The 26,254-nt window shown below is 65.5% G+C and carries 19 protein-coding genes and 3 rRNA genes; 1 reads left to right on the forward strand and 21 read right to left on the reverse strand.

Translation table 11 applies throughout. The annotated features are described in order from the left end of the window. Positions 1-43 precede the first annotated feature (43 nt). The 11 genes from ACTJJP_RS03565 to ACTJJP_RS03615 all read right to left on the reverse strand — a co-directional run bounded on the left by ACTJJP_RS03565 (position 44) and on the right by ACTJJP_RS03615 (position 12,141). Positions 44-397 (reverse strand): RNA polymerase-binding protein RbpA, encoded by a 354-nt coding sequence (locus ACTJJP_RS03565; RefSeq protein WP_055955187.1) that lies wholly within the window; start codon positions 395-397, stop codon positions 44-46. 1 nt (position 398) lies between these two features. Next, positions 399-647, reverse strand: a complete 249-nt coding sequence (secG, locus tag ACTJJP_RS03570; RefSeq protein WP_055955190.1) for a preprotein translocase subunit SecG — start codon at positions 645-647, stop codon at positions 399-401. A gap of 111 nt (positions 648-758) precedes the next feature. After that, positions 759-1,547 carry a triose-phosphate isomerase gene (tpiA, locus tag ACTJJP_RS03575; RefSeq protein WP_440773644.1) on the reverse strand — a complete coding sequence of 263 codons (789 nt, stop codon included), beginning with the start codon at positions 1,545-1,547 and terminating at the stop codon, positions 759-761. Further along, the gene (locus ACTJJP_RS03580) at positions 1,538-2,752 is read right to left on the reverse strand and encodes a phosphoglycerate kinase (protein WP_440773645.1); all 1,215 of its coding nucleotides are present in this window, start codon (positions 2,750-2,752) and stop codon (positions 1,538-1,540) included. The genes tpiA and ACTJJP_RS03580 overlap by 10 nt, the downstream gene beginning before the upstream one ends. Before the next feature lie 6 nt (positions 2,753-2,758). Beyond that, positions 2,759-3,769, reverse strand: coding sequence for a type I glyceraldehyde-3-phosphate dehydrogenase (gap, locus tag ACTJJP_RS03585; RefSeq protein ID WP_055955199.1), 1,011 nt, complete (start codon positions 3,767-3,769; stop codon positions 2,759-2,761). A 103-nt stretch (positions 3,770-3,872) separates the two neighbouring features. Then, positions 3,873-4,499: a superoxide dismutase gene (locus ACTJJP_RS03590; RefSeq protein WP_440773646.1), complete on the reverse strand. Its 627-nt coding sequence runs from the start codon at positions 4,497-4,499 to the stop codon at positions 3,873-3,875. Between the two features lie 274 nt (positions 4,500-4,773). Then, positions 4,774-5,751, reverse strand: a complete 978-nt coding sequence (gene whiA / locus ACTJJP_RS03595) for a DNA-binding protein WhiA (protein ID WP_440773647.1) — start codon at positions 5,749-5,751, stop codon at positions 4,774-4,776. Positions 5,752-5,791: 40 nt separating this feature from the next. Beyond that, positions 5,792-6,670: an RNase adapter RapZ gene (rapZ, locus tag ACTJJP_RS03600; protein WP_440773648.1), complete on the reverse strand. Its 879-nt coding sequence runs from the start codon at positions 6,668-6,670 to the stop codon at positions 5,792-5,794. Between the two features lie 30 nt (positions 6,671-6,700). Beyond that, positions 6,701-8,644, reverse strand: a complete 1,944-nt coding sequence (gene uvrC / locus ACTJJP_RS03605) for an excinuclease ABC subunit UvrC (protein ID WP_440773649.1) — start codon at positions 8,642-8,644, stop codon at positions 6,701-6,703. 3 nt (positions 8,645-8,647) lie between these two features. Next, positions 8,648-11,617, reverse strand: a complete 2,970-nt coding sequence (gene uvrA, locus ACTJJP_RS03610; protein ID WP_440773650.1) for an excinuclease ABC subunit UvrA — start codon at positions 11,615-11,617, stop codon at positions 8,648-8,650. 89 nt (positions 11,618-11,706) lie between these two features. Beyond that, positions 11,707-12,141, reverse strand: a complete 435-nt coding sequence (locus ACTJJP_RS03615) for a MarR family winged helix-turn-helix transcriptional regulator (protein WP_440773651.1) — start codon at positions 12,139-12,141, stop codon at positions 11,707-11,709. A gap of 29 nt (positions 12,142-12,170) precedes the next feature. Between ACTJJP_RS03615 and ACTJJP_RS03620 the strand changes: the two genes are divergently transcribed. Beyond that, positions 12,171-12,413 (forward strand): hypothetical protein, encoded by a 243-nt coding sequence (locus ACTJJP_RS03620; RefSeq protein ID WP_440773652.1) that lies wholly within the window; start codon positions 12,171-12,173, stop codon positions 12,411-12,413. A gap of 24 nt (positions 12,414-12,437) precedes the next feature. On the opposite strand, the gene ACTJJP_RS03625 is transcribed toward ACTJJP_RS03620, so the two are convergent. The 10 genes from ACTJJP_RS03625 to ACTJJP_RS03670 form a co-directional block, all read right to left on the reverse strand. After that, positions 12,438-12,860, reverse strand: coding sequence for a VOC family protein (locus tag ACTJJP_RS03625; RefSeq protein ID WP_440773653.1), 423 nt, complete (start codon positions 12,858-12,860; stop codon positions 12,438-12,440). A gap of 14 nt (positions 12,861-12,874) precedes the next feature. Further along, positions 12,875-14,944: an excinuclease ABC subunit UvrB gene (gene uvrB, locus ACTJJP_RS03630; RefSeq protein WP_440773654.1), complete on the reverse strand. Its 2,070-nt coding sequence runs from the start codon at positions 14,942-14,944 to the stop codon at positions 12,875-12,877. Positions 14,945-15,032: 88 nt separating this feature from the next. Then, positions 15,033-15,635 carry a dephospho-CoA kinase gene (coaE, locus tag ACTJJP_RS03635; protein ID WP_440773655.1) on the reverse strand — a complete coding sequence of 201 codons (603 nt, stop codon included), beginning with the start codon at positions 15,633-15,635 and terminating at the stop codon, positions 15,033-15,035. A 63-nt stretch (positions 15,636-15,698) separates the two neighbouring features. Next, on the reverse strand, positions 15,699-16,385 hold the full coding sequence (locus ACTJJP_RS03640; protein WP_440773656.1) for a hypothetical protein: 687 nt from the start codon (positions 16,383-16,385) through the stop codon (positions 15,699-15,701). 92 nt (positions 16,386-16,477) lie between these two features. After that, a complete protein-coding gene (locus tag ACTJJP_RS03645) occupies positions 16,478-17,029 on the reverse strand; it encodes a GIY-YIG nuclease family protein (protein WP_440773657.1) in 552 nt (183 codons plus the stop codon). 32 nt (positions 17,030-17,061) lie between these two features. After that, the gene (gene treS, locus ACTJJP_RS03650; RefSeq protein ID WP_440773679.1) at positions 17,062-19,308 is read right to left on the reverse strand and encodes a maltose alpha-D-glucosyltransferase; all 2,247 of its coding nucleotides are present in this window, start codon (positions 19,306-19,308) and stop codon (positions 17,062-17,064) included. 134 nt (positions 19,309-19,442) lie between these two features. Next, positions 19,443-20,657: an MFS transporter gene (locus tag ACTJJP_RS03655; RefSeq protein ID WP_440773658.1), complete on the reverse strand. Its 1,215-nt coding sequence runs from the start codon at positions 20,655-20,657 to the stop codon at positions 19,443-19,445. 154 nt (positions 20,658-20,811) lie between these two features. Next, positions 20,812-20,928 (reverse strand): 5S ribosomal RNA (rrf, locus tag ACTJJP_RS03660). A gap of 104 nt (positions 20,929-21,032) precedes the next feature. After that, positions 21,033-24,143: ribosomal RNA gene (locus ACTJJP_RS03665) — 23S ribosomal RNA — on the reverse strand. A gap of 426 nt (positions 24,144-24,569) precedes the next feature. Continuing rightward, positions 24,570-26,091, reverse strand: a 16S ribosomal RNA gene (locus ACTJJP_RS03670). Together the 16S, 23S and 5S rRNA genes form the textbook arrangement of a ribosomal RNA operon. Positions 26,092-26,254 lie beyond the last annotated feature (163 nt).

The raw sequence follows: 26,254 nt of genomic DNA on the forward strand, positions 1-26,254 counted from the left end.
ACGACGAAGGGCCGGATGCCATGGCATCCGGCCCTCTCGCAGGTCACTGACCGCGACGCTCGCGAAGCTGCTGCAGCGCGTCGTCGAGGAGCGAAGCGGCCTCTTCGTCGCTTCGGCGTTCCTTCACGTACGCGAGGTGGGTCTTGTAGGGCTCCGCCTTGGCCAGGGCCGGGGGGTTCGCCTTGTCGCGCCCGGCCGGAAGGCCCGAGTGCGGGGAATCGATCGTCTCGGGGATCTCGTCGTCGGGGATACCCGCGGCGAAGTAGCGCACCGTCTCGTTGCCGAGGGCGTCCCAGTACGACACGGCCACGCGATCGGCGTGGAAGCCGTGATCCTGCTCGCCCATGGGTCCGGCGCCGACGCGTGAGCCGCGGATCGCATTTCCTCCGGTGGCCATGTCAGAGCTCCGCGAACTTGGTCAGCAGGCCGAGGCCGACGATGGTGACGAACCATGTCAGAGCCAGGACGACCGTGAAACGGTTGAGGTTGCGCTCCGCGAGTCCGGAGGATCCCATGGCGGAGCTCATGCCGCCGCCGAACATGTCGGAGAGACCGCCGCCGCGACCCTTGTGGAGCAGGATGAGCAGGGTCAGCAGGAGGCTGGTGACGCCCAGGAGCACCTGCAGGACGAACTCGAGAATCTGCACTGTCGAAAGCCTTTCGCGGGCGGCCTGGTCGACCGCACAAGCGTCAAGTATAGAGGGAGGGGGCGCGGACGCACGGATGCCCGCGGCGAGGCGCCGCGGGCATCGTGAGCGTCAGACGCCGACGTGCTTCTGGAAGCGGACGATCGCGGCGAACTCGTCGACGACGAGGCTCGCACCGCCTACCAGGGCACCGTCGACATCGGGCTCGCGCATGAAGCCGGCGATGTTGCCCGACTTCACCGAACCGCCGTACAGCACGCGCGTGCGCGCGGCGGCATCGGCGCCGAGCTTGTCGGCGACGACCGCGCGGAGCTTCGCGCAGACCTCCTGCGCCTGATCGGGCGTCGCCGCCTGACCGGAGCCGATGGCCCAGACGGGCTCGTAGGCGACGACGATGTCGGCATCCGCCGCCACGCCTTCGAGGGCGACCTCGAGCTGGCCGACCGGAACGGCGCTGGCGCCGAACTTCTCGAGGTCCTCCGAGGTCTCCCCGACGCAGATCACGGGCACGAGGCCGTGGCGCAGGGCGGCCTGCGTCTTGGCCGCGATGACCTCGTCCGTCTCGTGGTGGAACTGACGACGCTCGGAGTGCCCGATGATGACGTACTTCGCGTCGAGCTTGGCGAGGAACTGACCCGAGATCTCGCCGGTGTACGCACCGGAGTCGTGGGCCGACAGGTCCTGCCCGCCGAGGGCGAACTCGATCTTGTCCGCGTCGAGGAGGGTCTGCACCGTGCGCAGGTCGGTGTACGGCGGGAACACCGCGACCTCGACACTGCCCTTGTCGTGCTTCGCTTCCTTCAGCGTCCAGTGCAGCTTCTGGACGAACGCGACCGCCTGCAGGTGGTCGAGGTTCATCTTCCAGTTGCCGGCGATGAGGGGGGTTCTGGTCACACCCATCCGAGGACCTCCAGTCCGGGGAGCTTCTTGCCTTCGAGGAATTCGAGGCTCGCGCCGCCACCCGTGGAGATGTGGCCGAACGCGTCGTCCGCGAAGCCGAGCTGACGCACGGCCGCCGCGGAATCGCCGCCGCCGACGACACTGAGGCCATCGACCTCGGTGAGCGCCTGAGCGACGGTCTTGGTGCCCGCTTCGAACGCCTTCATCTCGAACACGCCCATCGGGCCGTTCCAGAAGACGGTGCGCGAACCGCGGATCGCTTCGGCGAAGATCTCCGCCGTGCGCGGACCGATGTCGAGTCCCAGCCCGGATGCACCGAAGTCGGTGTCCTCCAGAGCGTCGGCGTCGGCGACCACGTGCTCGGCGTCGGCCGAGAACGACGCCGCGACCACCGCATCGACGGGGAGCACGATCTCGACGCCGCGCTCCTTCGCCGTGGCGAGGTAGCCCTTCACGGTGTCGATCTGGTCCTTCTCGAGCAGGCTCGCGCCGACCTCGTGACCCTCGGCCACCAGGAAGGTGAACATCATGCCGCCGCCGACGAGGAGCTTGTCGACGCGGGGCAGCAGGTGCTCGATCACGCCGAGCTTGTCGCTGACCTTCGATCCGCCGAGCACGACCGTGTAAGGACGCTCGGGGTTCTCGGTGAGCCGGTCGAGGACCTCGAGCTCCTTCTGGATGAGCAGGCCCGCGGCCGAGGGCACCAGCTGGGCGAGGTCGTAGACGCTCGCCTGCTTGCGGTGCACGACGCCGAAACCATCGGAGACGAGCGCGTCGCCGAGACCGGCGAGCTCTCGCGCGAAGGCCTGACGCTCGGACTCGTCCTTCGAGGTCTCCCCCGCGTTGAAGCGGAGGTTCTCGATGACGGCGACCTCGCCGTTCTCCAGGGAGCCGACGGCATCCTGAGCCGACTCGCCGACCGTGTCGCGCGCGAACGCGACCGGCTGGCCGAGAAGCTCGGAGAGGCGCTGCGCGACCGGCTCGAGCGAGTACTTCGGGTCGGGCGCCCCGTCGGGGCGACCCAGGTGCGAGCACACGACCACACGCGCGCCGGCGTTGATCAGTGCGTTGAGAGTCGGCAGCGACGCGCGCACGCGGCCATCGTCCGTGATGACGCCGTCCTTGAGGGGGACGTTCAGATCACAACGGACGATGACGCGCGTGCCCGCGAGCGACCCCAGCGAATCGAGGGTGCGCAGAGCCATGAAGGGTTACAGGCGCTCGGCGACGTACTCGGTGAGGTCGACGAGGCGGTTGGAGTAACCCCACTCGTTGTCGTACCACGACGACACCTTGACCAGGTTGCCGCTGACATTGGTCAGCTCCGCGTCGAAGATCGACGAGTGCGGGTTGCCCTGGATGTCGCTCGAGACGATCGGGTCCTCGGTGTACTGCAGGATGCCGTTGAGACGGCCCTCGGCAGCGGCCTTCTTGTAGACCTCGTTGACCTGGTCGACGGTCAGGCCGTCGGTGGGCGTGATGATGGTGAGGTCGACGATCGAGCCGGTGGGAACCGGAACGCGGTACGACGAGCCGCTCAGCTTGCCGTTGAGTTCGGGCAGGACCAGACCGATGGCCTTGGCGGCACCGGTCGAGGCGGGCACGATGTTGATGGCCGCGCCACGGGCACGACGGAGGTCGCTGTGCGGGCCGTCCTGCAGGTTCTGGTCGGCCGTGTAGGCGTGGGCGGTCATCATGAAGCCGCGCTCGATACCGAACGCCTCTTCGAAGACCTGAGCCAGAGGCGCGAGGCAGTTCGTGGTGCACGACGCGTTCGAGATGATGACGTCGGTCTCGGGGTTGTACGTCTCTTCGTTGACGCCCATGACGATCGTGGCGTCGTCGCCCGTGGCGGGAGCCGAGATGAGGACCTTCTTGGCCCCACCCGTGATGTGCTTCTTGGCGTCCTCGGCCTTGGTGAAGCGACCGGTCGACTCGATGACGATGTCGACGCCCAGCTCGCCCCAGGGGAGGTTGGCCGGGTCGCGCTCTTCGAAGACCTTGATGGTCTTGTCGCCGACGGTGATGGAGTCCGCGGTGTACGAGACGTCCTCGGTCAGCACGCCGCCGACGGAGTCGTACTTGAGGAGGTGCGCCAGCGACTTGTTGTCGGTGAGGTCGTTCACCGCCACGATTTCGAGGTCGGCCCCCTGCGCGAGAGCCGCGCGGAGGTAGTTGCGTCCGATACGGCCGAAGCCGTTGATTCCGATCTTGACGGTCACGGAATTTCTCCTGAATCAGTTGTGCGCGATATGCGCGTGATTGCGGTGTTCGCTGGCGGACAACGGCGTCCCGGCGGGGTGCCCACCGGGACGCCCACGCCGTTTACGACAGTACCAGCAGACCCGCGGTCTTCTCACGGGCGGCGGCGAAGCGCTGCTGGGCGTCGGCCCAGTTTGCGATGTTCCAGAACGCCTTGACGTAGTCGGCGCGCACGTTCTTGTAGTCCAGGTAGTACGCGTGCTCCCAGACGTCGAGCAGAAGGATCGGCACGGTGCCCGCGACGATCTGTCCCTGCTGGTCGAAGAACTGCTGGATCACGAGGTTCTCCCCGATCGAGTCCCAGAAGAGCCCCGCCCAGCCCGAGCCCTGCACACCGAGAGCGGCGGCGGTGAACTGCCCGCGGAACGCGTCGAAAGAGCCGAACTGGTCGTCGATCGCCGCCTCGAGGTCGCCGGTGGGCTTGTCGCCACCGTTGGGCGAGAGGTTCGTCCAGAAGATCGAGTGGTTCGTGTGGCCGCCGAGGTTGAACGCGAGGTCCTTCTGCAGACGGTTGATGTTGGCGAAATCGCCCTTCTCACGCGCTTCGGCGAGAAGGTCGAGAGTGGTGTTCGCACCATTGACGTAGGTCTGGTGGTGCTTGCTGTGGTGCAGCTCCATGATGGTCGCACTGATGTGCGGCTCCAGCGCCGAGTAGTCGTAGGGCAGTTCGGGCAGCGTGTACTTCGCCATGATCTCAACTTCCGAATCGGGCGCCGCCGGGACCTCTCCGCCGTGACGACGTGCGAGGAACCGCGCAGCGAGGGTGACGTCTTCATCCTATTGAGCGGTAACGCCCGGCCCCCAGGGTTGCTTCCCCGGATGACGGAAGGTAGCGCGCGACGCATCGGGCGCCGGCGCGGTCGGACGCCACGGGTCACGGCCTCCGGATGATCTCCTCGGCGCAGCACGCCGACTCCGGCACGACAGCGATGCGGATGCCGCAGATCACGGCATCCGGAAGGTCTCAGTCCTCGGCGCCCACCGGCACGGCGGCCTCGGTGCCCGGGATGCCCTCGACCTCGGCCTTCTTGTCGGCCATCGCCAGCAGGCGGCGGATCCGACCGGCCACGGCGTCTTTCGTGAGGGGCGGGTCGGCGTGGTGCCCGAGCTCGTCGAGGCTGGCGTCGCGGTGCGCCAGGCGCAGCTCGCCGGCCTGCTGCAGGTGGTCGGGGACCTCGTCGCCGAGGATCTCGAGCGCACGCTCCACCCGGGCGCACGCGGCCACGGCGGCCTGGGCCGAGCGGCGGAGGTTGGCGTCGTCGAAGTTGACGAGGCGGTTGACGCCGGCGCGCACCTCGCGCCGCTGCCGCATCTGGTCCCACTCCCCGGCGGTGCGGCGGGCGCCCATCTCGTACAGCGCGCCGCGGATCGCCTCGCCGTCGCGCACCACGACGCGCGGGACGCCGCGCACTTCGCGGGCTTTCGCGGGGATGCCGATGCGGTGACCGGCTCCGACGAGCGCCATCGCGGCCTCGGACGACGGGCACGAGATCTCCAGCGCCGCGGACCGGCCCGGGTCGCTCAATGAGCCGCTCGCGAGGAACGCTCCGCGCCAGATGGCGCTGAGATCGGGGCGCGAGCCCGTGGTCAGCTTGTTGGGAAGGCCGCGCACCGGGCGGCGGCGCTGGTCGAGCAGTCCCGTCTGGCGTGCCAGGGTCTCTCCAGCCTCGATGACGCGCACGGCGTAGTGTCCGCCGGTGCGGCCTCCAGAGCCCTGCACGTGGTGCAGTTCGGGACGCACGCCGTACAGCTCCATGAGGTCGCGGGCGACGCGACGAGCGAGCACGTCGGAGTCGAGTTCGGCCTCGACGGCGACGCGGTTGGCGATGGAGTGCAGACCGCCGGAGAAGCGCAACAGGGCCGTGAGCTCGGCGACGCGCGCGGTCGGGCGCGGGTCGCGAACGGTGATGAGTTCGGCCTTCACGTCGGCGGTCAGCGGCACGGTTCTCCTCGGGTGGGGGCGGCGGGGACGACGGTACAGCCTACTCGCGACCGAGGTCGCGGTGAGCCACACGGACGGCCACCCCGGGAACATCGGCCAGACGTGCAGCCAGTTCGCGCGCCATCACGACCGAGCGATGCTTGCCCCCGGTGCAGCCCACCGCCACGACGGAGTGCCGCTTGTTCTCGCGCTGATACCCGTCGAGCACCGGGCGGAGTGCCGAAGCGTACGCATCGAGGAACTCCGACGCCCCCGCCTGGCCCAGCACGTATTCCCGCACCCGGGGATCCTCGCCCGTGAGCGGGCGAAGATCTTCGTTCCAGAAGGGGTTCGGCAGGAAGCGCATGTCGGCCACGAGGTCGACGTCGGGCGGGAGTCCGTACTTGAAACCGAAGCTCATGAGCGTGACGGTGTGGCGCGCGGCACCCTCTTCGCCGAACAGCGCCACGGTGCGCAGCGACAGCTGATGCACGTTCAGCCCCGAGGTGTCGATCACGACGTCGGCGGCCTCGCGCAGCGGGGCGAGACGCTCGCGTTCGCGGCGGATGCCGTCGAGGATGGTCCCGTCGCCCTGCAGGGGATGCGGTCGTCGCACGGCCTCGAACCGCCGCACGAGCACCGCGTCGCTCGCATCCAGGAAGACGACGCGCACCTGACGGCCGGCCTGCAGCGCGCGCATCGCCTCGGGTAGGTCGCTGAACAGGGATCGCCCGCGCACGTCGACCACGACGGCCACCCGGGGTACCGCACCGCCCGCGAGCTCGGTCAGCTCGAGCAGGGGCCGCAGCATCTGCGGCGGCAGGTTGTCGACCACGTACCAGTCGAGGTCCTCGAGGGCGTTGGCGACCGTGGACCGCCCGGCACCCGACATGCCGGTGACGATCAACACCTCACCGGGCTCGTCGCGTATCGGCTCCATCCGCGTCGCCTCCCGTCGTGTCGTTACAGCCTACCGAGCCAGGTGGGAGTGGATCGCCTCGGCGAGGGCCGGACCGATCCCGGGGAGAGCCGTGATCTCGTCGGGACTGGCGTCTTTCAGCGCGGAGACCGACCCGAAGTGCCGGAGCAGTGCCTTGATGCGGGTGTCGCCGAGCCCGGGGACCTCCGCGAGCACGCTCGTGATGTCGCGCTTGCGTCGTTTTCGCTGATGCACGATGGCGAAACGGTGGGCCTCATCGCGCAGGCGTTGCAGCAGATAGAGCGCCTCCGAGGTGCGCGGCAGGATCACCGGGTAGTCCTCCCCCGGCAGCCAGACCTCTTCGAGGCGCTTGGCGATGCCGCACAGGGCGATCTCCTGGTGCCCCGCGTCGGCGAGCGCGCGGGCCGCAGCCGCGACCTGCGGCTGGCCGCCATCGACGACGAGCAGTTGCGGCCGGTACGCGAAACGGGGGCGCTTGCGTGCGGTCACGACCTCGCCGTCGGCGGTGGCCTGGTCGGAGTCGGGGTCGGCGATGATCGCTCCCCCGACCGTCTCGGGTTCGATCTCCTCGGGTCGGTCGAGGTAGGCGAGTCGTCGCGTGAGCACCTGGTACATCGAGTCGGTGTCGTCGGTGGTCTCGGCGACGCCGAACGAGCGGTACTGGTCTTTCCTCGGCAGTCCGTCTTCGAAGACGACCATGGACGCCACGACGTTGGTGCCGGAGAGGTGCGACACGTCGAAGCACTCGATACGCAGCGGCGCCTCGGTCATGCCGAGTGCCTCCTGCAGATCGGTGAGGGCCTGAGAGCGGGCGACGTAGTCGCTCGTGCGGCGTGTCTTGTGCAGCATGAGCGCCTGCTGCGCGTTCAGCGTCGCCGTCTTCAGCAGGTCGGACTTGCGTCCCCGCTGGGCCACCTGCAGGGTCACCGGGCGCCCGCGACGCTCGCGCAGCCATGCCTCCAGCTGCTCGGCGTCGTCGGGGAGCTCGGGCACGAGCACCTGACGCGGGATGTCGGCGGCGTCCGCATCGCCGTAGGTGCGCTGAAGCACCTGGTCGACGAGTTCGGCGCCCGAGATGTCGATCTCCTTCTCGATCGTCGTCGCCCGCACACCGCGAACGCGGCCGCCCCGCACGACGAAGTGCTGCACGGTCGCGGCGAGCTCGTCTTCGGCGATGCCGAACAGGTCGGCGTCGGTGTCGGATGCCAGCACGAGGGCGCTCTTGCCGAGCACGGCGTCGATGGCCTGCAGACGGTCGCGGTAGTGCGCGGCCGACTCGTAGTCCATCGCGGCCGAGGCTTCTTTCATGCGAGCGGTGAGCTCGCGCGCGAAACGCTGGTCGCCACCCGACATGAAGGCGATGAAGTCGTTGACGACGGCCCGGTGCTCGTCGATCGTGACCTTCATCGAGCAGGGGCCGCCGCAGCGACCGATCTGGCCCGGGAAGCACGGACGCCCCGAGGCCATCGCCTTCTTGTAGGAGGAGTCGCTGCACGTGCGGATCGGGAAGACCTTGATCATCAGGTCGATCGTGTCGTGCACCGCCCACACCTTGGGGTATGGGCCGAAGTACTTCGCGCCGCGGATCTTGTGATTGCGGGTCACGATCACCCTCGGCGCCTCATCGGCGAGCGTGATCGCCATGAACGGGTACGACTTGTCGTCGCGGTAGCGCACGTTGAAGGGGGGATCGAACTCCTTGATCCACATGTACTCCAGCTGGAGGGAGTCGACGTCGCTGGGCACGACGGTCCACTCCACGCTCGCCGCGGTGGTCACCATGCGTCGCGTGCGCTCGTGCAGCGAGTACAGCGGCGCGAAATAGTTCGACAGTCGAGCCCGGAGATTCTTCGCCTTGCCGACGTACAGCACCCGCCCCTCGGCATCCCGGAACCGGTACACCCCCGGGTTGGTGGGGATCTCTCCGGCCTTGGGACGGTACGGCAGCTGCGACATCCGTTCTCGGGATGCCATCGGTCAGCCTGCCGCGCTCACGAGCTCCCGCTCGGCGCTGTCCGCGTCGAGTGAGGGGGCGTTGCGCTGCGCACCCGTGCGCCCGGTCTCGAGGAGCTCGGCGAGGAACGCGCCGGTGTGGCTGCCCTCGACCTTCGCGACCTGTTCGGGGGTGCCGGTCGCCACGATCGTGCCACCGCCGGCACCGCCCTCGGGCCCGAGGTCGATCACCCAGTCGCTGCTCTTGATGACGTCGAGGTTGTGCTCGATGACGATGACCGAGTTGCCCTTGTCGACGAGGCCGTTCAGCACCTTCAGCAGCAGCGACACGTCTTCGAAGTGCAGACCCGTCGTCGGTTCGTCGAGCACGTAGATGGAGCGACCGTTGCTGCGCCGCTGGAGCTCGGTAGCGAGTTTGACGCGCTGGGCCTCGCCCCCGGACAGGGTCGTGGCCGACTGGCCGAGGCGGACGTACCCGAGACCGACGTCGACGAGCGTCTTGAGGTAGCGGTGGATCGCCTGGATGGGCTCGAAGAACTCCGCGGCCTCCGAGATCGGCATCTCGAGCACCTCGGCGATGTTCTTGCCCTTGTAGTGCACCGACAGGGTGTCGCGGTTGTAGCGCTTGCCGTGGCAGACCTCGCAGTCGACGTACACGTCGGGCAGGAAGTTCATCTCGATCTTCAGCGTGCCATCGCCCGAGCAGGCCTCGCAGCGGCCGCCCTTGACGTTGAAGCTGAACCGGCCGGCCTGGTAGCCGCGGACCTTCGCCTCAGGGGTCTCGCTGAAAAGCGTGCGGATGCGGTCGAAGACGCCCGTGTAGGTCGCCGGGTTCGAGCGCGGAGTGCGCCCGATGGGGGCCTGGTCGACGTGCACGACCTTGTCGAGGTTGTCGAGACCGGTCACGCGGGTGTGCTTGCCGGGGACGCGGCGCGCGCCGTTCAGCTTCGATGCGAGCACCTCGTACAGGATGCCGTTCACCAGCGTCGATTTGCCCGATCCGCTCACGCCGGTCACTGCGGTGAGGACACCGAGGGGGAAATCGACCGTGACGTTCTGCAGGTTGTTCTCGCGCGCGCCGACGACGGTGACCTGGCGCTTCTTGTCGATCTTGCGTCGCTTCTTCGGTGCCTCGATCGCTCGACGGCCCGAGAGGTAGGCGCCCGTGAGCGAGCTGTCATCGGTCAGCAGTTCGGCGAGGGGCCCGGAGTGCACGACGTTTCCACCGTCGACGCCGGCGCGGGGCCCGATGTCGACGACCCAGTCGGCCGCGTGGATGGTCTCTTCGTCGTGCTCCACGACGATGAGGGTGTTGCCGAGGTCGCGGAGGGTCTCGAGCGTCTGGATCAGACGTCGGTTGTCTCGCTGGTGGAGTCCGATCGAGGGCTCGTCGAGCACGTACAGCACGCCGGTCAGGCCGGAGCCGATCTGCGTGGCGAGACGGATGCGCTGCGCCTCACCGCCCGACAGGGTGCCGGCCGCACGTCCGAGGCTGAGGTAGTTGAGCCCCACCTGCAGGAGGAAGTCGAGGCGCGCGCGGATCTCGCGCAGCACCGCCGCGGCGATGGTGGCTTCGCGGTCGGTGAGCGTGAGCTCGGAGAAGAACTCGCGGGCGTCGGCAAGGCTCATGCGGGATGCCGCAGCGATGGAGGTGCCGTCGACCAGCACGGCGAGCACCTCGGGCTTGAGGCGGTCGCCGTCGCACACGGCGCACGGGACCTCGCGCAGGTACTCCGACCAGCGCTGACGCTGCGCGTCGGACTCCGCCTGCAGATACTGGCGTTCGATGTAGGGGACGACGCCCTCGAACCCCGACGAATAGCGCATCTCGCGGCCGTAGCGGTTCTTCCACTTGACCGTGACCTTGTAGTTCTCGCCGCGGAGCACCGCCTGCTGCACGTCGCGCGTCAGTTTCTTCCAGGGGGTATCGAGAGAGAAGTCGAGGTCGCGGGCGAGTCCCTCGAGGAGCCGCTCGTAGTACTGGAAGAGACCCTTGCCCTGCGTCGTCCACGGCAGGATGGCGCCGTCGCGGATCGACAGTTCTTCGTCGCCGAGCATCAGGTCGACGTCGACCGACATGCGCGTTCCGAGACCGGAGCAGACCGGACAGGCGCCGAAGGGGGCGTTGAACGAGAAGGTACGCGGTTCGATCTCGGTGAGCTGCAGCGGATGCCCGTTGGGGCACGACAGCTTCTCGGAGAACGACTGCCAGGCGTCGTCGCCCTCTTCATCGACGTAGTTGACCTGCATGATGCCGCCGGCGAGACCCATGGCCGTCTCGACCGAGTCGGTCACGCGGCTGAGATTGTCTCCGGATGCCACGAGTCGGTCGACGACGACCGCGATGTCGTGCTTGTAGCTCTTCTTCAACGTGGGCGGCTCGGCCAGCTGGACCAGCTCGCCGTCGACGACGGCGCGCGCGTAGCCCTTGGCGCTCAGCTCTTTGAAGAGGTCGACGAACTCGCCCTTCTTCTGAGTGACCACGGGGGCGACGATCTGGTAGCGGGTGCGCTCCGGCAGTTCCATCAGCTGGTCGGCGATCTGCTGGATCGTCTGACGCTGGATGCGCGCACCGCAATCGGGGCAGTGGGGGACGCCGACGCGCGCCCAGAGCAGACGCATGTAGTCGTGGATCTCGGTGATCGTGCCGACCGTCGAGCGCGGGTTGCGGTTGGTCGACTTCTGGTCGATCGACACCGCCGGGCTGAGGCCCTCGATGAAGTCGACGTCGGGTCGGTCCACCTGCCCGAGGAACTGGCGCGCGTAGGCGCTCAGGGACTCGACGTAGCGGCGCTGCCCCTCGGCGAAGATCGTGTCGAAGGCGAGGCTCGACTTGCCCGAACCGGACAGACCGGTGAAGACGACAAGGGAATCGCGTGGGATGTCGAGGTCGACGTTCTTGAGATTGTGCACGCGCGCGCCACGCACACTGAGCTTTCCACTCGTACCTGAGGGGGCGGACGAGGAGGGCGAAGATACGGGAACGATCGGCACGTGTTAAGTCTAGGTCGGGCCTCCGACATCGGCCCCGGGTTCGCCTCGGGCGCACGAATGTGCGAGAGTGCGGCGTCGTCGGACGGGCTTCACTCCCCCGTGCGGGCGCCGCCGGCGAACGGGGCGAGTCCGTCGCGGAGCGCGATCAGCGCCCCCTCCGAGACCCCCACCCGCGCCATGATCTGGCGAGGGACGGAGAGCGCGGATTCGCGCAGTGCGCGCCCTTCGTCGGTGAGCGCGATGTCGAGCATCCTCTCGTCATCGGCGCGTCGGGTGCGGGTGACTCGTCCCTGCGCCTCGAGACGTTTCACCAGCGGCGACAGCGTGGCCGGCTCCATCGCGAGCTCGGCGGCCAGCGCTCCGAGCGTGCGGGGCGAGCACTCCCACAGGGCGAGCATGACCAGGTACTGCGGATGCGTCAGTCCGAGCGGCTCGAGCACGGGACGGTATATCGATACGACGTTGCGAGCTGCGGTGACGAGGGCGAAGCACACCTGATTCTCGAGCTTCAACGGATCCTGCACGAGCGACCTCCCCAATCGTTAGTACACTAATGATCATGACACGAAGGGATTCCGATCGCCCACCGCTCCGCGAGCGTGTGCGCGAAGCGGGCGGCTGGTACCAGTACCTCAACACGCGTCTGATCCGCGTCGCCGGCCCGGCGTCGGTCGGCCCCTACGAGACCACGCCGGAGCCCGTCCGCACGGGCCGCCCCTGCCCCCTGTGCGGGCATGCGATGACGGAGCACAGTGTCGACAGGTCCGGACCGAAGCCCCTGCTGCACTGCCCCTGACACGGGTGGCGAGCCGGTCGGTCGTCACCCCAGCTGCGGGCGCCCCGCCTCGTCCAACGGCCACCCCGGGTTGACGGCGACCTCCCACGGGTGACCGTCGGGGTCGATGAAGACTCCGGAATACCCGCCCCACGGCGTCGGTGCACCCGCTCGCGCCAGTCGCGCACCCGCTGCTACGGCGCCGGCGAGGACGGCGTCGACTTGCTCCGCCTCGAGGACGTTGTGCGCCAGGGTCACACCACCCCACCCGCCGCCGTCTTCGACGCCCGAATCCGCGGCCAGTTCGTCGCGACCCCACAGGGCGAGGACGAGGCCGCCCGCGTCGAAGAATGCGACCTCGCCGTCGACGGACGTCGGATGCACCCTCCACCCCAATGCGCGGTAGAAGGCGATCGAACGCGAGAGGTCGACAACCCCGAGGGTGACGAGGGTGACGCGTTGGTCCATGTGCCGTTGCGGGCTCAGGCGTGCCCGGCTCTCTCCATCGCCCGAAGCTCCTTCTTCATGTCCTGCACTTCGTCGCGCAGCCGCCCGGCGAGCTCGAACTTCAGCTCCGCCGCAGCCGCCAGCATCTGCTGCGTAAGGTCGGCGATGGTCGACTCGAGCTGATCCGCGCCCTCGGCGGCGATTCCCGTCCGACGCAGCGACGGCGTCGGCGACTTGCCTTTGCCTGCCTTGTCGTTGCGGGCGAGCAGCTTCTTGGTGTCGCTGGCTTCTCGGTTGAGCACCTCGGTGATGTCGGCGATCTTCTTCCGCAACGGCTGCGGATCGATCCCGTGTTCGGTGTTGTAGGCGACCTGCTTCTCGCGACGCCGCTCGGTCTCGTCGATCGCGTTGCGCATCGAGTCGGTGATCCTGTCGGCGTACATGTGCACCTCACCGGAGACGTTTCGCGCGGCACGGCCGATGGTCTGGATGAGCGAGGTCCCGCTGCGGAGAAAGCCTTCTTTGTCGGCGTCGAGGATCGCCACGAGCGAGACCTCGGGCAGGTCGAGGCCTTCCCGCAGCAGGTTGATGCCCACGAGCACGTCGTAGACGCCGGCGCGCAGCTCGGTCAGCAGCTCGACGCGACGCAGGGTGTCGACGTCGGAGTGCAGGTACCGCACCCGCACGCCGTGCTCCCCGAGGAAGTCCGTCAGCTCCTCTGCCATCTTCTTGGTCAGCGTGGTGACGAGCACGCGCTCGTCGCGTTCGACGCGGACGCGGATCTCTTCGAGCAGATCGTCGATCTGACCCTTCGAGGGCTTCACGACGATCTCGGGGTCGACCAGGCCCGTCGGGCGGATGATCTGCTCGACGACCCCGTCGGCGATGCCCATCTCGTATCGACCCGGCGTCGCCGACAGATAGACGGTCTGACCGACGCGCTCCTTGAATTCGTCCCACCGCAGGGGGCGGTTGTCCATCGCGCTCGGCAGTCGGAAACCGTGCTCCACCAGCGTGCGCTTGCGCGACGCGTCACCCTCGTACATGGCTCCGATCTGCGGCACCGTGACGTGCGACTCGTCGATGACGAGCAGGAAGTCGTCGGGGAAGAAGTCGAGCAGCGTGTGCGGGGGATCGCCGGGCATGCGGCCGTCCATGTGACGTGAATAGTTCTCGATGCCCGAGCAGAAACCGAGCTGCTGCAACATCTCGAGATCGAACGTGGTTCGCATGCGCAGACGCTGCGCCTCGAGAAGCTTTCCCTGCGACTCGAACTCCTTCAGTCGCTCCTCGAGCTCGTGCTCGATGGTGCCGATCGCTCGCTGAACCGTCTCGGTGCCGGCGACGTAGTGCGAGGCCGGGAAGATCGGCACGGAATCCATCTTCTCGATGACGTCGCCGGTGAGGGGGTGGAGCGTGTACAGCGCCTCGATCTCGTCTCCGAACATCTCGATGCGGATCGCGTACTCCTCGTACACCGGGATGATCTCGATGGTGTCACCACGCACACGGAAGTTCCCGCGCGAGAAATCGACGTCGTTGCGGTTGTACTGCATCGAGATGAACTTGCGGATGAGCGCGTCGCGGTCGTACCGCTCCCCCACCTGCAGCGCGACCATCGCGCGCAGGTACTCCTCGGGCGCACCGAGGCCGTAGATGCACGACACGGTCGACACGACGATCACATCACGGCGGGAGAGCAGCGAGTTGGTGGTCGAGTGGCGCAGACGCTCGACCTCCGCGTTGATCGAGGAGTCCTTCTCGATGAACGTGTCGGTCTGCGGCACGTAAGCCTCGGGTTGGTAGTAGTCGTAATAGGAGACGAAGTACTCGACGGCGTTGTTCGGCATCAGCTCGCGGAACTCGTTCGCCAGCTGCGCGGCAAGGGTCTTGTTGTGCGCGAGCACCAGCGTGGGGCGCTGCACCTGCTCCACCAGCCAGGCCGTCGTCGCCGACTTTCCGGTACCGGTCGCACCCAACAGCACGACGTCGGTCTCGCCGGCGTTGATGCGCCCTGCGAGATCGGCGATCGCCTGCGGCTGATCGCCGGAGGGTGAGTATTCGCTGATGACCTCGAAGGGACGGACCGAACGCGTTGCCTGCATGGTTCCAGCGTAGGCGGGGCCTCCGACATCGGGGTCGGGTTGCGTTCGCCGTACGCGAGCGCGACGGCGCGGCGGGGGCTTCGGGCCGTCAGTCGTGGCGCGTCACGCGGCCCCACAGCTGGTCGACCTGTCGCCGCGTGGCATCCAGGGTCGTGCCCGTGTCGATGACGACGTCGGCGAGGGCGAGTCGCTCCGCGTCCGTGACCTGCGAGCCGATACGCGCGCGCGCATCCCGTTCGCTGAGTCCCCGGATGTCGACGAGGCGGCGTACGCGTTCCTCCACCGGCGCGTGGGCGACGACGACCAGATCCCAGGAATCCCCGCCCCGCGCTTCCGCGAGCAGGGGCACGTCGTAGACGACCACGGCATCCGGATCGACGGCGAACGCCTCATCGAAACGCCGCTGCGATTCGGAGCGGACGGCGGGGTGCACGAGCGCGTTCAGCGCGGCGAGCCGGTCGGGATGGCCGAACACCAGAGCACCGAGAGCGGGTCGATCGAGTGAGCCGTCACCGCGGAGCACCCCGGAACCGAACTCTGCGGCAATCGCCTCGAGCACCGGGGAACCGGGCGCCTGGACCTCGCGGACGATCGCGTCGGCGTCGACGACCACGGCTCCGTGGTCGGCGAGAGCGGTCGCGATGGTGGATTTCCCCGAGGCGATTCCACCCGTCAGCGCAAAAAGGGGCACCCGACGAGGATGCCACATCGCGAGGCACGCGAGGCCGAACCCCGTGCGCTCGCCGGTGCCGCCTCAGAAGCCGAAGTCGCCTCCGAAATCGGCGCCGAAGTCCGCTCCGACATCACCGCCCGCGCCGGCGTCCACTCCTCCGGCGTCGACGGACCCGGCATCGGCGGCCCCAGGATCGCCCGCGCCGGCGTCCGCGGCGGCACCGTCGGCATAGCCCGCGTCATATCCCGGGTCGAACATCGCGCCCACGAGCGCCGAGCCCACCACGTATCCGCCGATCGTGCCAAGCATCGACGCACCCAGCATGGAGCCGAAGCCGGGGCCGCCCGAGAACGACCTTCCGCCGAACGTGCGCTCCATGAAGCCGGGCTGCGAGTACTCGGCGCGGGTCGCGGCGCGCGCGAGGGTGGCGGGCCGATCGTCGGCCGGACGCTCGGAGGGCGCCAAGCCCGACGAGAGATCCTGCAGGACCTGCTGTCGCTGTGCGGGCGTGAGCTTGCCGAACGCCTCTGCGTGCACCTGCTCGACCGTCTCGGGCGGCGCCGTTCGCAGGAGGTATCGGTAGCGATCGACGGCCTGTCGGTCTTCGTCGGATCCGGATGCCACGGGCTCACCGGCGCCGGCCGGTGGTGGTGCGTATCTGCCGTCGGCGTCGCGCAGTTCGCTCGCCGCACCACGCGGTACCTGCGGTGCGGCCGTGCGCTGCGGCGAGTCGTCGCCGGATCCGAAGAGTCGATCGAGGAATCCCATGGTGCGTGACCTCCCACATCGTGTGCAGCACACGCTAGACGTCCCCCCTCAGCGGTGGGGAGGGCTTGCCGCCGGCGCGGACAGGTGTTCGCTCACCCGCGCCGAGCGATCGCTTCGCTGACCCATCGGGCGTGACGGGCCCACGGGTCGTCGACCCCGGCGCCGACCGCCTCGATGTGCGCGTCGAGAGCCGCGGATCGTCGGAACCATTCCGTGCGCCCGAACCTCTCGTCGGCGAACAGCGCGTGACGACGCCGCTCGACCAGCCTGTCGCCCGGCTCGAAGGCGAGGAGCTCGTCGTGCCGGATCGCAGCGAGCCGTTGGCGCGGCCGCGCGGTGGTACCGATCTTGATGCGGTCTTCGAACCGCAGGTAGTACACGACGTCGACGCGGGGCGGGGGGAGCTCGTCATCGACGATCTCACCGTGCCGCCATTCGCACACCGCGCACAGCCAGCCGCTCGGCCACCGCACCCCGAGACGCGATCCGCACAGTCGACACGGTGTCGGCAGAACGTCGGTCACACCGTCGCGTGCCGTCGTCCACTCTGCGCTGACCGCGGCATGCCAGTCGCACAGCGCCACCGGTGCGGCATCGTCGACCTCACGGGCGCACGAATCGACGAGACAGACGGGGGCGGGCATGCGCTCACGCTACGCCCGACCCCCGACATCGCTCACTCGTCGCCGTCGGGACCCTCCATCACCAGGAAGAGACCGGCGTACGGTCCCAGCTCGATCGAGAAGCTCTGCAGTTCGTCGACGCGACCGAGGACGTCACCGGTCGCGGCATCCACCGCCGTGCTCTGCGGGACGAGGTACTCGGAGCGCACCGTCCCCTCGATGGTCTCGGCCGAGAAGTTCAGCACCGTGATCTGCAGCGGCGCGTCGTCCGCCCGACGGTCTCCCCCGTCGAGCCGGTGCACCAGGACGAGCATGCTCGGGTGGCCCACCTGGGGGATGTCGACCTGCGAGGCGATCGCGACGCCGTGGTCGCTGCGGATGCGCAGCACGTCGCGCAGCCCCGACAGGAACGACCGCGGGTCGGCCTGCTGGTCACCCAGCGATCCGTAGAGCGAGCGGGCGCGCGGCATCCCCGAGATCGACGACGCGGCGTCCGGGGCGACGTCGAGCAGGTCGTGGGCCCCGCGTTCGATCCACCGGGTGTCGCCCGACGAGATGAGATGGCGCACATCGTCCGCGGGCAGCGTGAGCGATCCCGTCAGGTCCCATCCCGACAGGGCGAAGACCCCGGGCTGCCAGGAGTTGTACTTGGCGAGCAACAGGTGCGCGTCGCGGATCGCGGGGACGTCGGCCTCGGTGATGTCGTCGAGGGTCGATTTGCCCTGCGTGGCGGCGATGAGGGATGCCGTCGTGCAGGCGATGCCGTTCTGAGTGAACACGAGGTTGTAGTCGGCGTCGACCGTGAGCTTCTCGGTCAACTCGGCGCGCACCATCTCGGCGATCTCCGCGCCGGTGTGCTCGTCGTGCCGGAAGGGGTACACCGTGTCGCGATGCGTGGTCGCCCAGTGGACGAGCTCGTACGTCAACTCGTCGTGGTTCTGCATGCCGTGCACGAGTTGCACCGGCTCGACGCCGGTCTCCAGCGCCGTGTTCAACGCGAGGCGGAGGAACTCCGTGTTCGCCGTCGCGAGAGCGTGGTGGTAGCCCGGGCGCGTGACGAAGTCGTAGGACAGGTCGGCGCCGACCGCGCTGGTGTCGCGGATGTCCTCCATCGTCAGGTTCAGCTCCTGGAAGGTGAAGCCACCGACCTTGCGCACCATGCCGGCGATGATGTGGTTCGCCGCGTGCGAGAGCGGATGGCCCTCCGACCACGCGGGCAGGCCTTCGGCGCTCTTCTCCACGCCGAGGAAGCCGTTGGCGTCCAAGCGGAGAGCGCTCGTACCGAGGTCGCCGAGGGAGTGCAGCGCATCTCCGATGACCAACCGCATCCCCGCGAAGGTGGGGTCGAGCCAGTTGATCGAGGGCTGCCCCTCTTTGAAGTAGTGCAGGTAGACCCACCGGCGCTCGAGGCCATCTGTGCCGACGACGGGCGCGGTCACGCTCCAGTTCGTCTCCTTCACTCCGGGCGTGTAGAAGATGACGCGCTGCAGTTCGCCGATGATGTATCCGCGTGCGCTCAGCTCACGTTCGGTGTCGGCGTCGAGGTTGACCGAATCGCGCCCGGCGGGCACCTCGGGCAGCAGTTCCCAGTCCTCACGGGGGATCTCGACCATGTGGTAGATCCCCGGATAGTCCTTGTAGGCCATCTCGGCGAGGCGGAAGTCGGCGCCCTTGCCGGTGTGTCCGGGCACGATGTCATCGATCACGCTGCCGCCGTGCGACTCGGCCACGTCGGCCACGCGCCGGAAGGCATTCTCGTCGCCGAATTCGGGGTCGATCTGCGTGCTGATGCGATCGAAGTGACCGTCGACGCTCGGCGTCTCCTGCCATCCCGTGATTCCACCGGCGCGCTTGACCGGGCCCGTGTGGATGCCGTTGATGCCCACCCACTCGAACGCCTCCCACAGCGCCTCATCGCCCAGCGCGTCGAGGAAGGACTCCCCCGGTCGGGTGATGAGCGAGATGGGGTACGCCGTGAACCACACGTCGGTCGACTCGATCGCCCGCCGCGCGTCGGGGCGTGCGTACGGGTTGCGCCACATCGACGGCTGACCCGACAGCTGCCGGCTCAGGACGTCGGCATCCTTCAGCATCGACTGCCGGACGAGCCATTCGACGTAGGAGGGATTGAGCCCGTTGGCGTTCCGCGGATCCGTGAGGAATCGGCGGAGCGTGCCGCCACGGAACTGATCCCGCGGCCGCAGGCGCCGCGGGCGCGCCGGGTAGCGCTGCTCGTCGTAGCTGATCTCGGACACGTTCTCGATCGCATCCTCCGCGTCCACCGGTGTCGACCCCACCATCTCGTCATCCGTCATGCTGCGCTCGCCGGCATCGTCCACTCGCGACCTCCCTCACGTCCTCCTCGACGCTAGTCGGTCGGGACGATGATGCGCCGAGGCATTGACCTGGGCGCGGAAACGAGTGACGGATGCCGTCACCGCACGGGCGACGACGACGGGCGCAGCCCCCAGACCGCGAGCACCATGGCCAGCGCACACATGCCCAGCACGGCCCCGAGGAACCATCCCCACCCGGCAGCACCGAAGACGATGCCCAAGGCCCACCCGAACACACTCGATCCGGCGTAGTACCCCAGGTAGTACAACGACGATGCCTGGGCGCGAGCCTCGGAGTGCGCCGCGACCGGCGTCCATCCGGATGCCACGGCATGCGCACCGAAGAATCCTGCGGTGAAGGCGACTATCCCGACGACGACGACGAAGACGATGGGCACGAACATGAGCGCCGCACCCGCCGCCATCACGGCAGAGCACACAAGCAGCACGGGCAGCCGCCCGTGGCGGACCGCGAGAGCTCCGGCACGAGGTGACGAGACGGTGCCCGCGAGATAGGCGAGGAACAGCAGCGTCACCACAGCGGGCGCGAGCGAGAACGGCGGCGCGATCAGGTGGAAGCCGAGGTAGTTGTACACCGCGACGAACGCCCCCATCAGAAGAAAGGCTTGCGCGTAGAGCGCGAGCTGCGCCGACGACCGCAGATTGAGCCAGAGACGCCGCCGGACGGACGGCCCGGGGACCGCGCGAAGACGCCCCGGCACGAACCCGCGTGACGCGGGCACGAGGGTGAGGAAGAGCACCGCCGCGATCACACACAACAGAACGACGGATGCCACGCCCCACCGCCATCCGACCGCTTCCGCTACCCAGCCCGAGACGACCCGGCCGCTGAGCCCGCCGACCGTCGTGCCGGCGATGTAGGACCCCGCTGCCGCCGCGACGTAGCGTGCGTCGACCTCTTCGCTGAGGTAGGCGAGAGCGACGGCCGGCACCGCGCCGAGCGCGGCACCCTCGAGCAGGCGAAGGCAGAGCAGGATGCCGAGATCGTGGGCCAGGGGTGTGACACCGCCCAGGACCGTGGCGGCGACGAGGCCGATCGTCATCGCCGGTACGCGGCCGATCCGGTCGGCGACGACAGACCAGGGGATGACGGCGGCAGCCAACCCCAGCGTCGACGCCGAGACGGTCAAGGCCGCTGCCGAAGGCGTCGTCGGAACGTCTGCCGCGATCGCCGGCAGCACGGCTTGCGTGGCGTAGAGCTGCGCGAACGTCGCGACGCCGCCGAAGAACAGCCCGACCAGGAGGCGGCGGTACGCACGGCCGCCCGGTAGGAGCCCTGTGAAGTCGGTCACCCGTTCGAGCCTCGTTCCGTCGGCGCGGGGTAGGACGGTGCGCTGGTGTGTAATCCGGGGTGGGGATCGTCACGTCCGCGCATCGACGCGGCAAATTGTGCCCGTAAATGCGAAATGGCCACCCAGCGTTGGGTGGCCATTTCGACTAAAGGAAGTCCGGCGGTGTCCTACTCTCCCACAGGGTCCCCCCTGCAGTACCATCGGCGCTGAGAGGCTTAGCTTCCGGGTTCGGAATGTGACCGGGCGTTTCCCTCTCGCTATGGCCGCCGAAACACTATTGATGTGTTCGTAAACCAACAACGATATTTCATTGTTGTGTTGTTCTCGACCGTACATCGAGAACCACTCAGTGGACGCAAGCACCAAAAACGGTGTGTTATCAAGTCATCGGCTTATTAGTACCGGTCAGCTTCACGTATTACTACGCTTCCACATCCGGCCTATCAACCCAGTAGTCTGGCTGGGAGCCTCTCACCCGTAAAGGGTATGGAAGTCTCATCTTGAGGCCGGCTTCCCGCTTAGATGCTTTCAGCGGTTATCCATCCCGAACGTAGCTAATCAGCGGTGCTCCTGGCGGAACAACTGACACACCAGAGGTTCGTCCAACCCGGTCCTCTCGTACTAGGGTCAGATCCTCTCAAACTTCCTACGCGCGCAGCGGATAGGGACCGAACTGTCTCACGACGTTCTAAACCCAGCTCGCGTACCGCTTTAATGGGCGAACAGCCCAACCCTTGGGACCTACTCCAGCCCCAGGATGCGACGAGCCGACATCGAGGTGCCAAACCATGCCGTCGATATGGACTCTTGGGCAAGATCAGCCTGTTATCCCCGAGGTACCTTTTATCCGTTGAGCGACAGCGCTTCCACAAGCCACTGCCGGATCACTAGTCCCGACTTTCGTCCCTGCTCGACCTGTCAGTCTCACAGTCAAGCTCCCTTGTGCACTTACACTCGCCACCTGATTGCCAACCAGGTTGAGGGAACCTTTGGGCGCCTCCGTTACATTTTGGGAGGCAACCGCCCCAGTTAAACTACCCACCAGGCACTGTCCCTGAACCGGATCACGGTCCTAAGTTAGATATCCAGAGTGACCAGAGTGGTATTTCAACAATGACTCCACACTCACTGGCGTGAATGCTTCACCGTCTCCCACCTATCCTACACAAGCCACACCGAACACCAATACCAAGCTGTAGTAAAGGTCACGGGGTCTTTCCGTCCTGCTGCGCGTAACGAGCATCTTTACTCGTAATGCAATTTCGCCGAGTTCGCGGTTGAGACAGTTGGGAAGTCGTTACGCCATTCGTGCAGGTCGGAACTTACCCGACAAGGAATTTCGCTACCTTAGGATGGTTATAGTTACCACCGCCGTTTACTGGGGCTTAAATTCTCAGCTTCGCCTTGCGGCTAACCGGTCCTCTTAACCTTCCAGCACCGGGCAGGCGTCAGTCCGTATACATCGTCTTGCGACTTGGCACGGACCTGTGTTTTTAGTAAACAGTCGCTACCCACTAGTCTCTGCGGCCACCACACCCTTTCGGAGCAAGTCCTAATAAGTGGATGGCCCCCCTTCTCCCGAAGTTACGGGGGCATTTTGCCGAGTTCCTTAACCACGATTCTCTCGATCTCCTTGGTATTCTCTACCTGACCACCTGAGTCGGTTTGGGGTACGGGCGGCTTGAACCTCGCGTCGATGCTTTTCTCGGCAGCATAGGATCACCCACTTTTTATCCGCATCGTGTCTCAGCCTCAATGACTCCCGGATTTGCCTAAGAGTCGGCCTACGCACTTGCACCAGGACTACCATCGCCTGGCTTGGGCTACCTTCCTGCGTCACACCTGTTAATACGCTAACCGCACCAGCATGGGGTCGAGCGTTCGCCAAGACGGCTTCACCCCGAAGGGATCCATCCATTCCTGGTTAGGACTCTTAGCACCACTGGATTAGCTTGGGCGGTTCTTCGCCGGTACGGGAATATCAACCCGTTGTCCATCGACTACGCCTGTCGGCCTCGCCTTAGGTCCCGACTTACCCAGGGAAGATTAGCTTGACCCTGGAACCCTTGGTCTTTCGGAGGACGTGTTTCTCACACGTCTTTCGCTACTCATGCCTGCATTCTCACTCGTGTAGCGTCCACGGCTGGGTCACCCCGCCGCTTCACTCGCCACACGACGCTCTCCTACCCATCAACACGGCTGGACCACGAAGGCCTACCAAAAATGTCAATGCCACAACTTCGGTGGCGTGCTTGAGCCCCGTTACATTGTCGGCGCGGAATCACTTGACCAGTGAGCTATTACGCACTCTTTCAAGGGTGGCTGCTTCTAAGCCAACCTCCTGGTTGTCAAAGCAACTCCACATCCTTTCCCACTTAGCACGCGCTTAGGGACCTTAGTTGGTGGTCTGGGTTGTTTCCCTCTCGACTATGAAGCTTATCCCCCACAGTCTCACTGCTGCGCTCTCACTTACCGGCATTCGGAGTTTGGCTGACGTCAGTAACCTTGTAGGGCCCATCGGCCATCCAGTAGCTCTACCTCCGGCAAGAAACACGCAACGCTGCACCTAAATGCATTTCGGAGAGAACCAGCTATCACGAAGTTTGATTGGCCTTTCACCCCTATCCACAGCTCATCCCCTCAGTTTTCAACCTAAGTGGGTTCGGTCCTCCACGACGTCTTACCGTCGCTTCAACCTGGCCATGGATAGATCACTTCGCTTCGGGTCTAGGACACGCGACTGAATCGCCCTATTCAGACTCGCTTTCGCTACGGCTACCCCACTCGGGTTAACCTCGCCACGTATCGCTAACTCGCAGGCTCATTCTTCAAAAGGCACGCTGTCACCCCTACTAAGGAGGCTCCAACGGTTTGTAAGCAAACGGTTTCAGGTACTATTTCACTCCCCTCCCGGGGTACTTTTCACCTTTCCCTCACGGTACTTGTCCGCTATCGGTCATCTGGGAGTATTTAGGCTTATCAGGTGGTCCTGACAGATTCACACGGGATTTCTCGGGCCCCGTGCTACTTGGGATACTCTTCACGCCAAGAACAGGCATTTCGACTACGGGGTTCGCACCCTCTATGACCGGCCATTCAAAACCGTTCGTCTATACCCTCTTGTCACGTCGACTGCTCGGCAGAACAATCAGAAAAGTCCCACAACCCCCAACGTGCAACACCTGCCGGCTATCACACACGCTAGGTTTAGCCTCTTCCGGTTTCGCTCGCCACTACTCACGGAATCGCTTTTGCTTTCTCTTCCTGTGGGTACTGAGATGTTTCACTTCCCCACGTTCCCTCTACCCGCCCTATATATTCAGGCGGGAGTCACCAGGTACGCACGCGCCCTGGCGGGGTTTCCCCATTCGGACACCCTCGGATCAAAACTCGCTTATCAGTTCCCCGAGGCTTATCGCAGATTGCTACGTCCTTCTTCGGCTCCAGATGCCAAGGCATCCACCGTTTGCTCTTAAAGACTTGAAATCACATGAGTTGAATCGTCAAAAAATTGACTAATGATCTTTAAGATCATCTTCACGACACAAACCCGAAGGCTCATGTCGAAGATGCTCGCGTCCACTGTGTAGTTCTCAAAGTACGGGCGGAACCCACCCCAGCCACCGAAACACCGGCACCAGAACAGGCCCAAGAGGAACAAACACCAACCACACCAGTCCGAAAACCAACGCGATCAGCGCCCGGCCCCTCAGGACCCAACAGCGTGCATGTGACAGAAACTTCGAACCCGGATCATTCCAGTGGCAAGCCACGTACTAAACCCAGAAACATCGTCCCCGACACCCAGTCAAATGTTCCACCCATGAGCTACCAGCAACACACATCCGGTGTTGAACTGGCGCCTGGACACCCACAATCCCGAAAGACCATGAGATGCCAGATGCTCCTTAGAAAGGAGGTGATCCAGCCGCACCTTCCGGTACGGCTACCTTGTTACGACTTAGTCCTAATTACCGATCCCACCTTCGACGGCTCCCTCCACAAGGGTTGGGCCACCGGCTTCAGGTGTTACCGACTTTCATGACTTGACGGGCGGTGTGTACAAGACCCGGGAACGTATTCACCGCAGCGTTGCTGATCTGCGATTACTAGCGACTCCGACTTCATGAGGTCGAGTTGCAGACCTCAATCCGAACTGGGACCGGCTTTTTGGGATTCGCTCCACCTCACGGTATTGCAGCCCTTTGTACCGGCCATTGTAGCATGCGTGAAGCCCAAGACATAAGGGGCATGATGATTTGACGTCATCCCCACCTTCCTCCGAGTTGACCCCGGCAGTATCCCATGAGTTCCCACCATTACGTGCTGGCAACATAGAACGAGGGTTGCGCTCGTTGCGGGACTTAACCCAACATCTCACGACACGAGCTGACGACAACCATGCACCACCTGTTCACCAGTGTCCAAAGAGTCCCGTATTTCTACGGTGTTCTGGTGTATGTCAAGCCTTGGTAAGGTTCTTCGCGTTGCATCGAATTAATCCGCATGCTCCGCCGCTTGTGCGGGTCCCCGTCAATTCCTTTGAGTTTTAGCCTTGCGGCCGTACTCCCCAGGCGGGGAACTTAATGCGTTAGCTGCGTCACGGAAACCGTGGAATGGTCCCCACAACTAGTTCCCAACGTTTACGGGGTGGACTACCAGGGTATCTAAGCCTGTTTGCTCCCCACCCTTTCGCTCCTCAGCGTCAGTTACGGCCCAGAGATCTGCCTTCGCCATCGGTGTTCCTCCTGATATCTGCGCATTCCACCGCTACACCAGGAATTCCAATCTCCCCTACCGCACTCTAGTCTGCCCGTACCCACTGCAGACCCGAGGTTGAGCCTCGGGATTTCACAGCAGACGCGACAAACCGCCTACGAGCTCTTTACGCCCAATAATTCCGGATAACGCTTGCGCCCTACGTATTACCGCGGCTGCTGGCACGTAGTTAGCCGGCGCTTTTTCTGCAGGTACCGTCACTTTCGCTTCTTCCCTGCTAAAAGAGGTTTACAACCCGAAGGCCGTCATCCCTCACGCGGCGTTGCTGCATCAGGCTTCCGCCCATTGTGCAATATTCCCCACTGCTGCCTCCCGTAGGAGTCTGGGCCGTGTCTCAGTCCCAGTGTGGCCGGTCACCCTCTCAGGCCGGCTACCCGTCGACGCCTTGGTGAGCCATTACCTCACCAACAAGCTGATAGGCCGCGAGCCCATCCCAGACCGAAAAATCTTTCCAAACATGACCATGCGATCACATCTCATATCCAGTATTAGACACCGTTTCCAGCGCTTATCCCAGAGTCCAGGGCAGGTTGCTCACGTGTTACTCACCCGTTCGCCACTGATCCACCAAGCAAGCTTGGCTTCACCGTTCGACTTGCATGTGTTAAGCACGCCGCCAGCGTTCATCCTGAGCCAGGATCAAACTCTCCGTAAAAGAAAAAAACCACAACACCGGGAAAACGATGCCGCAGCGAGTTCGAAACTGACCAAAGAGAAAACATCATTACTGACGAATCCATAATGCCAACCCCCGGAAGGGCTGGTCTTTGATCCAAAGGAATTTCTCGCAATCCAACAAAAGTCAGACCGACGAGGAA

The sequence above is a fragment of the Microbacterium sp. 22296 genome (assembly GCF_052045385.1).
Lineage (GTDB): Bacteria > Actinomycetota > Actinomycetes > Actinomycetales > Microbacteriaceae > Microbacterium.

Excerpts from the sequence above, each read along its gene's own strand:
- ACTJJP_RS03565 (WP_055955187.1), bottom strand. The coding sequence starts at position 397 with ATGGCCACCGGAGGAAATGCGATCCGCGGCTCACGCGTCGGCGCCGGA.
- tpiA (WP_440773644.1), bottom strand. The coding sequence starts at position 1,547 with ATGGGTGTGACCAGAACCCCCCTCATCGCCGGCAACTGGAAGATGAAC.
- ACTJJP_RS03580 (WP_440773645.1), bottom strand. The coding sequence starts at position 2,752 with ATGGCTCTGCGCACCCTCGATTCGCTGGGGTCGCTCGCGGGCACGCGC.
- ACTJJP_RS03590 (WP_440773646.1), bottom strand. The coding sequence starts at position 4,499 with ATGGCGAAGTACACGCTGCCCGAACTGCCCTACGACTACTCGGCGCTG.
- rapZ (WP_440773648.1), bottom strand. The coding sequence starts at position 6,670 with ATGGAGCCGATACGCGACGAGCCCGGTGAGGTGTTGATCGTCACCGGC.
- uvrC (WP_440773649.1), bottom strand. The coding sequence starts at position 8,644 with ATGGCATCCCGAGAACGGATGTCGCAGCTGCCGTACCGTCCCAAGGCC.
- ACTJJP_RS03620 (WP_440773652.1), top strand. The coding sequence starts at position 12,171 with ATGATCATGACACGAAGGGATTCCGATCGCCCACCGCTCCGCGAGCGT.
- ACTJJP_RS03625 (WP_440773653.1), bottom strand. The coding sequence starts at position 12,860 with ATGGACCAACGCGTCACCCTCGTCACCCTCGGGGTTGTCGACCTCTCG.
- uvrB (WP_440773654.1), bottom strand. The coding sequence starts at position 14,944 with ATGCAGGCAACGCGTTCGGTCCGTCCCTTCGAGGTCATCAGCGAATAC.
- ACTJJP_RS03640 (WP_440773656.1), bottom strand. The coding sequence starts at position 16,385 with ATGGGATTCCTCGATCGACTCTTCGGATCCGGCGACGACTCGCCGCAG.
- ACTJJP_RS03645 (WP_440773657.1), bottom strand. The coding sequence starts at position 17,029 with ATGCCCGCCCCCGTCTGTCTCGTCGATTCGTGCGCCCGTGAGGTCGAC.
- treS (WP_440773679.1), bottom strand. The coding sequence starts at position 19,308 with ATGGTGGGGTCGACACCGGTGGACGCGGAGGATGCGATCGAGAACGTG.